Annotated in this window: 12 protein-coding genes; all 12 read right to left on the bottom strand. The window is 66.4% G+C overall.

Annotated features, from left to right (window positions below; genetic code table 11):
• Positions 1–170: 170 nt before the first annotated feature.
• The 12 genes from EBS11_RS08995 to EBS11_RS08940 all read right to left on the bottom strand — a co-directional run bounded on the left by EBS11_RS08995 (position 171) and on the right by EBS11_RS08940 (position 12,724).
• Positions 171–473 (bottom strand): 2Fe-2S iron-sulfur cluster-binding protein, encoded by a 303-nt coding sequence (locus tag EBS11_RS08995; protein ID WP_290602146.1) that lies wholly within the window; start codon positions 471–473, stop codon positions 171–173.
• A 9-nt stretch (positions 474–482) separates the two neighbouring features.
• Complete coding sequence (locus EBS11_RS08990) at positions 483–1,634, bottom strand: Gfo/Idh/MocA family oxidoreductase (RefSeq protein ID WP_290602144.1); 1,152 nt, start codon at positions 1,632–1,634, stop codon at positions 483–485.
• A gap of 9 nt (positions 1,635–1,643) precedes the next feature.
• On the bottom strand, positions 1,644–2,696 hold the full coding sequence (locus EBS11_RS08985) for a sugar phosphate isomerase/epimerase (protein WP_290602143.1): 1,053 nt from the start codon (positions 2,694–2,696) through the stop codon (positions 1,644–1,646).
• Between the two features lie 79 nt (positions 2,697–2,775).
• Positions 2,776–3,717 carry a substrate-binding domain-containing protein gene (locus tag EBS11_RS08980; RefSeq protein ID WP_290602151.1) on the bottom strand — a complete coding sequence of 314 codons (942 nt, stop codon included), beginning with the start codon at positions 3,715–3,717 and terminating at the stop codon, positions 2,776–2,778.
• Between the two features lie 88 nt (positions 3,718–3,805).
• Entirely contained in the window at positions 3,806–4,831 is a 1,026-nt protein-coding gene (locus tag EBS11_RS08975) for an ABC transporter permease (RefSeq protein WP_290602141.1), read from the bottom strand.
• Entirely contained in the window at positions 4,812–6,299 is a 1,488-nt protein-coding gene (locus EBS11_RS08970; RefSeq protein WP_290602139.1) for a sugar ABC transporter ATP-binding protein, read from the bottom strand. The genes EBS11_RS08975 and EBS11_RS08970 overlap by 20 nt, the downstream gene beginning before the upstream one ends.
• Complete coding sequence (locus EBS11_RS08965; RefSeq protein ID WP_290602137.1) at positions 6,299–7,336, bottom strand: LacI family DNA-binding transcriptional regulator; 1,038 nt, start codon at positions 7,334–7,336, stop codon at positions 6,299–6,301. The genes EBS11_RS08970 and EBS11_RS08965 overlap by 1 nt, the downstream gene beginning before the upstream one ends.
• Before the next feature lie 180 nt (positions 7,337–7,516).
• Positions 7,517–8,374 (bottom strand): glycerophosphodiester phosphodiesterase family protein, encoded by an 858-nt coding sequence (locus tag EBS11_RS08960; RefSeq protein ID WP_290602135.1) that lies wholly within the window; start codon positions 8,372–8,374, stop codon positions 7,517–7,519.
• 28 nt (positions 8,375–8,402) lie between these two features.
• Entirely contained in the window at positions 8,403–10,052 is a 1,650-nt protein-coding gene (locus EBS11_RS08955; protein WP_290602134.1) for a hypothetical protein, read from the bottom strand.
• 1 nt (position 10,053) lies between these two features.
• Positions 10,054–10,917 carry a hypothetical protein gene (locus tag EBS11_RS08950; protein WP_290602132.1) on the bottom strand — a complete coding sequence of 288 codons (864 nt, stop codon included), beginning with the start codon at positions 10,915–10,917 and terminating at the stop codon, positions 10,054–10,056.
• 26 nt (positions 10,918–10,943) lie between these two features.
• Positions 10,944–11,963, bottom strand: coding sequence for a hypothetical protein (locus EBS11_RS08945; RefSeq protein ID WP_290602131.1), 1,020 nt, complete (start codon positions 11,961–11,963; stop codon positions 10,944–10,946).
• Entirely contained in the window at positions 11,960–12,724 is a 765-nt protein-coding gene (locus EBS11_RS08940; RefSeq protein WP_290602130.1) for a hypothetical protein, read from the bottom strand. The genes EBS11_RS08945 and EBS11_RS08940 overlap by 4 nt, the downstream gene beginning before the upstream one ends.
• Positions 12,725–12,784 lie beyond the last annotated feature (60 nt).

Here is a 12,784-nt window from a genome sequence, read left to right as displayed (position 1 = left end):
GCCAATACCGCCAGTGGCGGTGTTGCCGCCCGCACTGCTGTCAAGAAGAATGTCTTCATCCGCTACCCATGGTGAGGCTTCACGTCACTCCGACATGGAGCGCTTCTCGAAGCCTGAACGACTCTTATAACATGGATAATATTGATGAAATATAACAAATTCTCACGCTCTCACTTGCGCACGGCCCGCGCCTGCAAGGTGAGGTCGCTTTCGGCCACGGCCACGCAGGGCAGGATGTAGCCGTCGAGGCGTTCATCGGGGCTGATGCCGGGCCAGTCCACCGTGTAGCGGATCTTGCCCTCAGGCATGTGGCACAAACAGGTGCGGCAGGTGCCGTTGCGGCAGGAACTGAGCAGGCGGATGCCCGCCAGCTCGGCGGCGGCCAGCACCGTGGTGCCGGCCTCGGCAGGGAATTGCCAGCCCTGCGGGACGAGGGTGACGGTAAACGGGGTGGGGGGTAAGGGCGCGTGCATGCGCCCAGTTTACCAGTCCGCCAGCGTGGTCCAGCGGGCGCCATCCGCATGGCTGCGCAGCACGGCCTCGGCAAAGGCCAGGCCCGCCACGCCGTCCGCCACGGTGGGCAGCCAGCGCGCCGCCTCGGGCACGGGCTGGCCCGTTTGCAGCGCGCGGATATGCAGGGCCGCATCCAGGTACAGCTGGGCGAACGCTTCCAGGTACCCCTCCGGATGGCCGGCCGGCACGCGCGTGGCGTGGCGCGCGGCGGCGCTGTCGACCCGGCCCGGGCGCAGCAGCTGGCGGTTGCCGCCCTGCGGCGTGAACCACAGCGCGTTCGGCTGTTCCTGGTCGAAGTCCAGTTGCGCCTTGCTGCCGAACAGACGCAGGCGCACCGTGTTTTCGCAGCCCGTCGCCACCTGGCTGGCCCACAGCGTGCCCCTGGCGCCGCTGGCATAGCGCAGCATCACCTGCACGTGGTCGTCCAGGCTGCGGTGCGGCACGAAGGTGGACAATTCCGCCAGCACCTGCTGCGGTGTCTGGCCGCTGACGAACTGCGCCAGGTGATAGGCGTGCAAGCCCACGTCGAGCAGGACGCCGCCCGGCCCCGCCTTGCGCGGGTCGTTGTGCCAGTTGCCCTCGCACATGCCCCCGGCCGCGATGGCGTCGGCCAGCCAGTCCTGCGAATACTCCACCTGCACGAGACGCAGTTCGCCGATGTCGCCCGCCTCGACCATGGCCCGGGCATGGCGCAGCAGCGGATAGCCGCTGTAGGTATGCGTGAGGGCCAGCAGCAGGTTTTTCCGCTGCGCCAGGGCCGCCAGCGCCTGGCCTTCCGCAAGCGAAATGCCCAGCGGCTTGTCGCAGATCACGTGGATGCCCGCTTCCAGGAAAGCCGTGGCGACGGGCGCATGCAAATGGTTGGGCGTGACGATGGCGACGGCCTCGATGCCGTCCGCGCGCGCGGCTTCCGCCTGCGCCATGGCGCGGTAATCGCTGTAGCAGCGCTCCGGCGCCAGATGCAGCGCGGCGCCGCTGTCGCGCGCGCGCTGCGGGTCGGACGACAGGGCGCCCGCCGCCAGTTCATACTGGTCATCGATGCGCGCCGCGATGCGGTGCACGGCGCCGATGAACGCGCCCTGCCCGCCCCCTACCATGCCCAGCCGTAAGCGTCGCTGCATGTCTTCTCCCTATTTCAAGCCAAGCAAGTGATGAATTTGATCCTGGTCAACCGCGCTGCCCGCGAAATCGTCGAACGCGTGCTCGGCCACATGGATGATGTGTTCGCGGATGAAACGCGCCCCTTCGGCCGCGCCATCCTCCGGGTGCTTCAGGCAGCATTCCCATTCCAGCACGGCCCAGCCGGGAAAGTCGTACTGCGCCATCTTCGAGAAGATCGCCTTGAAGTCGATCTGCCCGTCGCCCAGCGAGCGGAAGCGCCCTGCCCGGTCCTGCCAGTCGCCATAGCCGCCATACACGCCCTGGCGCCCGTTGGGCCGGAATTCCGCATCCTTGACGTGGAAAGCCTTGATGCGCGCATGGTAGATGTCGATGAAAGCGAGATAGTCGAGCTGCTGCAGCACGAAGTGGCTGGGGTCGTACAAGATGGACGCGCGCGGGTGGTCGTCGACGGCGGCCAGGAAGCGCTCGAAGGTCACGCCATCGTGCAAGTCCTCGCCCGGATGCAGTTCATAGCACAGGTCCACGCCGGCCGCGTCGAAGGCGTCGAGGATGGGCAGCCAGCGTTTGGCCAGTTCGGCGAACGCCGTTTCCACCAGGCCCGCGGGACGCTGCGGCCACGGATACAGATACGGCCACGCCAGCGCGCCGGAAAACGTCACGTGCGCCCTCAATCCCAGGCGCTGCGAGGCGGTGGCCGCCCACAGCAGCTGCTGCGTGGCCCAGGCCGTGCGCGCGGCAGAGTCGCCGCGCACGTGCTCGGGCGCAAAGCCGTCGAACAGCGCATCGTAGGCGGGATGCACGGCGATCAGCTGGCCCTGCAGATGCGTCGACAGTTCCGTCACCTGCAAGCCGTGGCGCGCCAGCAGGGCTTGCACGTCGTCGCAGTACTGCTGGCTATTGGCCGCCTGCTCCAGATCAAACAGGCGCGGCGCCGTGGGCAGCTGCAAACCCTTATAGCCCAGGCCGGCCGCCCATTGCGCCAGGTGCTCGAGCGAATCGAACGGCGGCGCGTCGCCGAGAAACTGGGCCAGGAAGATGGCCGGGCCCTGGATGGTTTTCATGTCAATGTCCTGTTAACCCAAACCGAAACCCGGGGTCGTACCCTAAGGGTACGACCCCAGCCCTTGTTTTGGGGTGTCGTTAAAAAGGCGAGTTCGGAAAGTAGAACTGCTTGGCGTTCTCGCGCGTGATCAGCACCGAGGGGATGATGGTGTTGGCCGGCAATTTATCACCTTTCAGGCGCGCTTCCGTCGTCAGCTTGATGGCGTCGTACATGAACTTCGGCGAGTACGACACGTCGGCCACGATCAGCGGGTCGGAGCCGTCCATGATCTTCTTGACGGCGCCCTTCGCGCCCGCGCCGCCGAACACCTGCTTGATGTCCGTGCGCTTGGCTTGCGCGATGGCTTTCTGCACGCCGATGGCCATGTCGTCGTCGGCGGCCCAGACGGCGTCGATGTGCTTGAAGCGGGTCAGGTAATCCTGCATGACCTTGAAGGCGTCGTCGCGGTTCCAGTTGCCGTACTTGGCGTCGAGCACCTTGATGTCGGGATGGCCTTTCATGACGGCACTGAAGGCGTCAAAGCGCTCGTTGTCCAGAGTGGTGGGCATGCCGCGCAGCACGACGATATTGCCCTTGCCATTCAGGCTTTTCGCCAAATATTCGGCCGGCAGCTTGCCGAAGGCCGTGTTGTCGCCCGCGATATACGCATCCTGCGACTGCGTGTTGGTCAAGCCGCGGTCCACCACCGTCACGTACACGCCCTTGTTCTTCACCTGCGCCACGGGCTGCGTCAGGGACGCCGACTCGATGGGGAAGATCACCAGGGTGTTGATCTTGTTCACCGTCAACATGTCCTGCAGCTGATTCGCCTGCTCGGGCGCCGTGGCGGCCGTCTTGACGATGATCTTCAGCCCCGGATGGGCCTTTTCCAGTTCCGCCTTGGCCTGGTTGGCCCACCAGACGATGCCGGACGTGAAACTGTGCGTGGCCGTGGGAATGGCCACGCCGACGACCAGCTTGTCGGCCGCCTGCGCCGGCCCCATCGGCAGCGCCCACGCCTGCATCACCAGCACTGCCATCCCTGCTACCCGTATAAAGCTCTTCATGCTGCTCTCCTCCAAGGTTGTGGGCGCCCGTTGGCCGCCCTTTCAGAACGCCGCTGTGGTTTTATTTGCGGCCCCGCTGCAGGAAGGCGACGGCAATGATCACCACGCCTTGCACTGCGGCATTCAGGTAGACACTGATGATGCTGGTCAAATTCAGGATATTGCTGATCACGGACAAGAGGATGGCACCGATGACGGTGCCGACGATGCGCCCTTCTCCCCCTTTCAGGGCCGTGCCGCCCACAACGACGGCGGCGATGGCTTCCAGTTCCCACAGCAGGCCCGTCGTCGGCGTGGCCGAGCCCAGGCGCGGCACGTACAGCACCGTGGCGATGCCCACGCACACGCCCAGCAGCATGTAGGTGGCGATCTTCACCCGGTCGACGTTGATGGCCGCATAGCGCGCCACTTGCTCGTTGGAACCAATCGCCTGCACGTGGCGGCCGAACGTCGTGCGGTTCAGGATGACGGCGCCGGCCGCCGCGACAAAGAGGAAAATCCAGATGGGGATGGGCGCGCCCAGCACGCTCGTGTAGTAGACGGGGCTGTACAGCTCGGACAGGGTGGCATCCAGGGTCAGCGCGCCGCCGTCGGCCAGGTAAGTGAGCACGGCGCGGAAGATGCCGAGCGTACCCAGAGTAACGATGAAGGGTTCGATATTGCCCTTGCTGATAAGCAAGCCATGCATGAGGCCGAAGCCCGCGCCCAGGATCAATGCCATGGCGATGCCCAGCACCAGCATGGTGATGGGGGCGAGATTCCCCCCGGCCCCTTGCGCCAGCGCATTCATGAAATAGATCATACAGCCGGCGATCAGGGCCGCCATCGAACCGACAGACAGATCGATGCCGCCCGAAATGATGACAAAAGTCATGCCGACGGCGATGATGCCGATAAAAGCCGTGCGCGTGAGCACGTTCATCAGGTTGTCCACGGTGGCGAAGTCGCCGTTGAGCAAGGTGCCCGCGATGCACAGAGATAACAGGCCCAGCACGGGGCCGAAACCCTTGATGCGCGCGCCCAGCCTGGCGATGCTGGCGCTGGTGGCGCCGGTGGATACAGTGTTGTCAGTGCGTGCCGGTTGCATGGGCAATCAACTCCTCTTCGGTCAGGTGGTCAGCAGACAGGGTGGCTTGCAGGGTGCCGGCGCGCATCACCGCGACTCTGTGGCACAGGCCGATCAATTCGATCAGTTCGGAGGAAATCACGATCACGGCGCGCCCTTCGGCGGCCAGGCGGTGAATCAAAAAGTAAATGTCGCGCTTGGCGCCCACGTCCACGCCACGGCTCGGCTCGTCGAGCACGACGACACGGGGGTCCGAATGCAGGTATTTCGCCAGCGCCAGCTTTTGCTGGTTGCCGCCCGACAGCATGCGCGCGCGGCTGTCGAGGTCGCCCGTGCGGATATTGAAATCAAGCACGGCCTGGGCCAGCGCCGCTTTCTCGCCGGCCACATCGAGCCAGGGCCGCGCATAGCGCTCCATCGTCATCAGGGTGAGGTTTTCCCGCAAGCCCAGGTTCACGTGCAAGCCCTTGCCCTTGCGGTCTTCGCTCAGATACGTCATGCCGTGCTGCATGGCTTGCCTGGGCGTGCGGATGTCCACGGCCTGGCCATTGAGATGGATCAACCCCGCGCTGCGCGGACGCAAGCCCAGCAGCGCTTCGAACGATTCCGTGCGCCCCGCGCCCACGAGGCCCGCAAAGCCCAGCACTTCACCGGCGCGCACCTCGAAGGACAGGTCCCTGGACCAACCCGGCACCGTCAGCCCCTCGACTTTCAGCAACACAGGAGCTTCTTTCGCCAGCGCCGCCTTGGCCGGGAACATGTCGGACAATTCGCGCCCCACCATCAGGTTCGCCATCTGCTGGCGCGTGAGGCTGGCCGTCGGCTCGCGCGTGACGAAGCGCCCGTCGCGCATGACGATGACTTCGTCCGTGTTGCGTTCCACTTCGTCGAGCTTGTGGGAAATGTAGAGGATGGTGACGCCATCGCTTTTCAGCTGCGCCATGACGGCGAACAGGCGCTGGGTTTCCGACGACGTCAGGGTGGCCGTCGGCTCGTCCATGATCAAAAAGCGGGCGCGGCGCGACAGGGCCTTGGCGATTTCCACCAGCTGCTTTTCAGCCACGATCAGGTCGCGGATTTTCGTCTCGGGCGACACGTCCAGCCCCACCTGCTTCAGGTAGCGCGATGCCTCTTCCCGCATGGCGGCCTCGTCGAGCAGCCAGCCCCGCGTCTTTTCGTGGCCTAAAAACATGTTTTGCGCCACCGTCAGGTGCTCGGCCAGGTTGAATTCCTGGTGGATCAGCACGATGCCGGCGGCCTCTGCCGCCCGCGAACTGGCGAAGCGCCGGGGCTGGCCATCGATCAGCAATTGCCCCTCGCTCACGCCTTCGTAGCCGGCGAGGATTTTCATCAGGGTCGACTTGCCGGCGCCGTTTTCGCCCAGCAAGCCATACACGCGCCCGGGCGCCAGGGTAAAGCTGACGCCATGCAGGACGCGCACGGGGCCGAAATCCTTGCAGACTCCCTCGAAACCGACGGCTACGCTCACTATGCACTCCCTCGCAAGACCAGATGATGGTTCAGCAGCACGCCCGGCACCTGCGCCGCCGGGTCCGCCAAGCGCTGCAAGAGCAGACGGGCCGCCGTCTCGCCCAGTTCGCGCATGGGCTGGGCGATGGTGGTGAGGCCGGGGTCCATCTGCGCGGCGATGGCGATATCGTCGAAGCCGATGACGGCCACGTCCTCGGGCACCCGCTTGTTCAGCTGGCGCAGCGCGCTCAGCACGCCGATGGCCAGCGTGTCGGAGACGGCAAAGATGGCCGTGGGCGCATCCGGTCCCGCCATCATGTCCAGCGCCGCCTGCGTGCCGGCCCCGTAGTCGAGGCTTTGCACGGTGCGCACCCATTGCGGCTGCACGGGCAGTCCGGCGGCCGCCAGGGTGTCCAGATAGCCTTGCTGGCGTTGCCGCGCATACAGGTAGCGCTCATCCGAATTGATCAGGCCGATGCGCGTATGGCCGCGCGACAACAAATGCGCGACGGCATCGGACGCGGCCCGGTGGTTGTCGATGCCGACATAGGGCACGGCCACGCCGGGATCGAATTCGCAGCAGGCCACCCACGGCAGGCTGGCAGACTCGTGCGACAAGGCATGCTGCACCGTGTCCGGGTCCAGGCAGATGGCGCCGTCGGCGCGGTGCATGCGCAGCAGGTCGAAATACGAGCGCTCGCGCCCCGCGTCGGCGCCCGTGTCGCACAGCAGGACGAAATAACCGTGCTCGCGCGCCACCGTGTCGATGCCGCGCACGATCTGCGCATAGAAGGGGTTGCCCACGTCCGGCACCATGGTGAGCAGCATGCGGCTCTCGGCCGTGCGCAGGCTGCGCGCCAGGTGGTTCATGCGGTAGCCCAGCGCCGCCACGGACGCGAGCACCTTGTCGCGCGTGGGCGCCCGCACCCCGCTCTGCTCGTTCATCACGCGCGAAACGGTGGCCACCGACACGCCCGCATGCGCGGCGACGGCGCTGATGGAGACAGTTTCTGTCGGTAAAGAGGATGGAACGGTTGCTGGCATGGGGTTCTGCATAAAATGTAATCGATTACATTTATATGCCAGCTGTCCGCCCGATGCAAACATTATCGATGCTGCAATGCGCAAAAATACGGCAAGAACGCTGTCGTAGCAACCGTCAAAACAGGGGGTTCCAGGCAGGAAGAAGCGCTGTCTGCTGCGCGGCAAAACGACCACGCAGCAGAGAGGAAGCAACTACTGCATCATCGCGCAAAACGTCTCGGGGTTGCCATCGAGGATGACGCCGCTGGGCCAGCGGTGGCTGCGCTGCTGGGCACGCCGGAGGGAGGCGGCCAGGGCCGAGTCGCCATCGACGGCGTAGACGAAGACGGGCATGTTCAGGGTGGCCGCGTCGGCCAGCAAGTTCGGATTGGCATCCAGGCTGCGCGCATCGACGTGCACGCCGACGGGCATGCCGATCTGCTGCTGCACGCGCTGCAGCCAGGGCTTGTCCAGCCTGGGCGGGCGGGCATTCTTCGCGATAAAGCGGCTGACCTTGTTGGCGCCCGCCGCCTGCGCGTTGCGCGCGTCGAACACGAGCAAGCCCAGGTAGCCTTGCGGGTCGGCGCGGCGCGCGCAGACGAGGTTGTTCGGCACGCCCGACGTCAGGAACCAGTTGCCATGCTTGATGCCACCGCGCAATTGCGCCACCAGAGCGCCGATCGGGGCGCACGAGGGCACGACGTCCTTGATTTCCGCATTCAGGGTCTTGTTCGGGAAAGCCGTCGCCAGGTCGGCGACGTCGCTCACGAAAGGCGGCGTTTCCGGCGTGGCCACGCCGCGGTTCTTCATGCTGGCGGCGCGCCAGTCGTCGGCCGTCAATTGCTTGACGGTACGCGGCGCGCCCGTGTCGACGACGCGGCCCGTCAGCAGGTCGTGGTGCACCACCCAGCTGCCGTCGCCCAGCAGCTGCAAATCCGTCTCGACTCCGTCCCAGGTGCCGAAATACGTGTTGCGCAGGGCGCTCAGCGAGTTTTCCGGCGCATTGCCGGCGCCCCGGTGGGCGTGCACCTGCATGCCCAGGCAGTCGGCCTGGGCCGCCGTGCTCAACATGCTCAATAGCAAGACCAGTGCGGCCGCCTTATTTTTTTTCCGGGTGATAACCATATTCGAGTCCCTGCAAAACATTGATGCGGATCGCTTCGTTGACGGGGTAGCTGTAGCCTTGTCCCACGGCCACGACGTGCGTGATATTGGCCAGCGCGGCCTTGCCGGCGATGTTCCAGCGCGTGCTGTCCGGCTCGCTCTGGCGCGTCCAGTCCAGCATTTGGCGGAACAGTTCGCTGCGCGTGACGTTGTTGTCGAGCAGCGACAGCATGCCCCAGATGCCCAGGAACGCCGTCGCCAGCACGCCCGTGGCGATCCAGGCGGAGCGGCGGCTCAGCTGTCCATCGGCGCCGGCCTGCTCGCCCCGGCGTGCCGCCAGCAGCAATAATACGACGGTGGCGACCAGGTACAGCAGTTTCGAGAAGTGGCCGATGGCGCCCAGCAGCGAGAAGAACAGGGCCACGGGCGGCACGATGGCGGCGCGCGCCGCTTCCTTGCCCTCTGTAAAGTATTTGCCGCCGCCCTCGAAGTCGCTGCGGCTGGCGCGATATTCCACCAGCCGTTCCGCCGTCTGGCGCGCGGCGAACTGGTCGAACAAACGGCTGAATTCGGCCGGACTCGCATACGCAACTTGCACCACGGCCCCCTTGGGCAAGCGCAAGCCCTTGGCCGCTTCGCTGCCGTCGCCGCCATCCGGCCCGTCGCGCAGCACGGCCTGGATGCCCGGGCGCGCGACGAAGGCGGGGAAGGACAGGCCAGGAGGAATGCGGTCGCCCTTGATGTTCAAGCCCTTGCCGGCCGCTTCCGACGCATAGCGGCGCTTGACGGCCAGGCGGAACGAGAACTGGTCGGCCGGGTACCAGTTGGCCCCGACAGGCACCTTCTTGCGGACGTTATTGACCACGGCCGCGCGCCGGCGCGCCGGCACCGTTTCCGGTTGCCAGCCGTGGCGCGACAGGCTTTGCCGGTAATCGCTCCAGGCCGATTCCTGCTGCTGGCGCAAGCCCGCATCGTTGTCGGGAATAATGCCCGAATACAACTTCCACTTTCCGTGCACTTCCTCGATCGCCTGCTGGTACTTTGCATAGTAGCCGGCCGGGCCGCCGGCGAGCTTGCGGACATTGAAATTGATCAACTGTTCCTTGGCCGGCTCCATGCGCTCGTCAAGATGGCGCACGGACACGGCCAGGAAGGGGAACAGGGCCAGGAAGGACTTGCCTTCCGGCTTGGCGAACAGGGTAGGATCATCGACCAGGCCCTGCAGCTGCAAGCTGCCGCCTACCAGCGAGCGCTGCAGCAAGGTGGTGTTGAAGGCCAGGCGGCGAAATTCCGCGTCGCGCGTGTTGACCAGCACGTTCACCGTGGTCTTCAGCACGCCGAACACGACGGTGGCCGTCACCAGGCAGCAGACGATGATTTTCTTCCAGCTTGGACCGCTGCCATCCCTGCCGCCGTTCTTCAGGCGGCGGCGCCACATCAGCTGCAGCACCACCAGCGCGGCGGCGATGCCGGACAGGCTGCGGCCATAGAATTCCACCCCTTCCACATCTTCCGGCTGGACGTTGCCGCCCACCACGTCGAGCAGGCGGGCATTGAAACCCAGCTCGAAGCACAGATACGCGATGGTGAGGACGATGAGGATCAAGGTCTGCCGGATTTGCAGACTGCGCAGACTCGCGGCCATCTTATTTCCTCAGGTCGATGACGACGGGCTTGATCTCTTCCGTCTGGAACGTCATGGCGGCCGGCGCGCGCGCGGCGGACGCGGCGGGCGCGCCCGGCACCGTGCGGACCGGCGCAGGCGCAGGCGCTTCCTGTGCCACCTGGCGGCGGCTCTTGGCAGTCGCGCGCGTGGCGGGCTTGGCGGCGGGCGCCGGTGCGGCGGCGGCCGGCGGCGCGGGAATCACGCGCCCCCCGTTGCCATCGCTGTCCGGCACGGTGGCGATGACGGGACCGGTGGCGCGCAAGGCGTCGTCGGCAAACGGCTGCGCGCGCGTATCGACGCCGGGCGGCACGGGCACGCTGGCGTTGAGCAGGCGGCTGTCCGTGTAGATCATGCGCGACAGCTGCCTGTAATTGGGGAAGTCGATATTCAGCGACTTGCCGTCGGCCGCCAGCTCCACGCGGGGACGGTCCTTGCAGTTGCCCACCGTCCACTGCAGCACGTCCGTGCCCTGGAAGGCCAGCACTTCATAGCGGTAGGCGCAGCTGCGCTCCTGGGTTTCCACGATCACGACCGTGCGCTCCCCCACGTTTTCCACGCGCGCCACGCGGGCCGTGACGGCGTTGGCCAGCGGCACGACGCGAAACGCTTGCGACAGCTTGATCGAATACTTGCCCTGCGGGTCCTTGCGCAAGGTGCCCTCCGTGCCGTCGCGCAGGCGGAAGGTGGAGATGGGCGTGCCGAACAGCTCGGCCGTATCGAGGCCCACCATCACGCCGCCACGGCCATTCGGCGTCATGGCGCAACCGGTCAAGAGGACGCCGGCGGCCACGCCGGCCATCAGCTTGCGCCAGTGCGCGGATACAAAATTCTTATACGTTGTCATGCTGAATAACTTTCTCTTATTTCGGGTCAGGGATTGATGACGGCCAGCGGATTGCCCGGCCCGGGCGGCGGCAAGACTTTCTGGCGGTTGCGCGACAGCAAGGTGAAGGCACCGAGCGTGTCCGGGCCGGCGACGATTTCCAGCTGCTCGCGCTGCAACCAGGTGCGCAGCTCCGCTTCCGTCGCGTCGGCGCGGAACAGCACGCGCAAGCGCACGCCCGTCTCGACGCCGCTGCCGCTGCGGAACTCCGCATTGCCGACCACGGCCTCGTCTTTCGGCAGGAACAGCCACGCCGACTGCACCACCATCACGCTGGCGGCCACGGCCGTAACGACCTTCAGCCAGCGGCTGGCATTGGCCGCCTGCACCGGCTTCGATACGGGAGCGACGGCATCGGCCGGGGCGATCTGCAGCTGCTGCAGCCCCTGGCGCAGCAATTGCCGATAGGCCAGGCGGCCATCCTTGCCCAGTTCCCCGGACAGGGGCGTGCCCGTCAGCGCATAGCCGTCGCCGGGCAAGGCCACGCGGGCGATGACGCCCGGCGCGGCGGCCGCGGCATTGGCGCGGCCATGGGCTTCCAGCCAGCGCGCCGCCTGCAGGCGCTCCTGGCTGAACACGCCGATGCAGGCGCCCAGGTCCGTCACGGCCAGGGCCAGCGGCATGTCGCACAGCACCAGCCCGGCGCGGGGATCGGCGGGCGCGTCGCGCTCCTCGACCACCAGGCCGCAGGCGTCCGCATACGCCGTGTCGGGCGTGACGAGCCAGCCGCGCCAGCGCTGCCGCGTGCTGTCCCAGGCATCGAGCAGCACGGCGCCGAAGCCCGGATGGCGCGCCAGCAGGTGCACCTGGCCGCCGGCAATGGGCCGCGCGGCCAGCGGCGCGGCATCGCTGCGGCGCGCGAACCGCTGCAGCAGGTGTTCCGGCACGGCAATGCCGCGCCAGTCGGGGGTCGCGCCGGCCACCTCGTCGTCCAGCATGTCGGTGGACGACGGCGGCGACGGCAGGCGGGCGGCAACGATGGCCAGCGGGGGCGTCAGTGCATTCATGCCGGTGGCCTTTCATCAGTGTCGGGGGAAGTGGACACGGGGTCCATGTGCAGGGATAACGCGGCGGCGCATAAAATATCCAAAACTATTTGCGCCGCCTGCAGGTCGCGCGCGCCCAGGCTGTCGCCCACGCGCAGCTTGAGCAGGGTCAAGACCCAGCTGCCCAGCAGGGTGGCGCGGTGGGCCGGCTCGACCACCTGGCGCCCCGCGCTGGCAGGATCTCCCTTCTGCCGGTGCACGAGGCCCAGCTTGCCGCCGTGATAGTGGGCGGAGGCGATCTGTTCGGCCAGCTCCTTGACGGGCATGCCGCCGCAGCCGCAGTGGCGCAACAGCAAGATCAAGTCGCGCGGCAAGGTCGCGATGAAGACGTCCGCTTCGGCGCGCACCTGCTGCGGCGTGAGCTGGTAGTCGCGCAGCGGCGCGGCATAGGCGTCGGGCGCCTGCAAGTCGCAGCCCTCCTGCGCATCGGCGTCCTCGTCATCGCGCAGCTTGCGCAGCTGGTCGATGACGAAGCGCTTGAAATACAAAAACAGGGCGCCGACGTGGTGCGGCGCCGCCTCGCTGCCGCCATGCAAGACTTTTTCGATGAAAAACTGGTGGCGCAAATCGGCCAGGGAATCGCCCAGCGAAGCCGCCTCGCGCGGGCGGCACGGCGTCAGCGCGGCGATCACACGCTGGTAAAACTCGCCCAGTTCGCCTTGTGTCAGCTGCTGGCGGCGGGTCCAGAAATCATGAATCCGTTCAAATTGTTCCGATTGCAAAGCCGGTCCGATCGTGGGTTGGGCGGCACGCGCCACTGGCCGGCGGCACTGCGCACCGGC

The sequence above is a fragment of the Janthinobacterium sp. genome (genome assembly GCF_009923995.1).
Classification (GTDB): domain Bacteria; phylum Pseudomonadota; class Gammaproteobacteria; order Burkholderiales; family Burkholderiaceae_D; genus Janthinobacterium.
The sequence above is the reverse complement of the archived record's forward strand: the minus strand, read 5'-3'. Positions and strand labels throughout refer to the sequence as shown.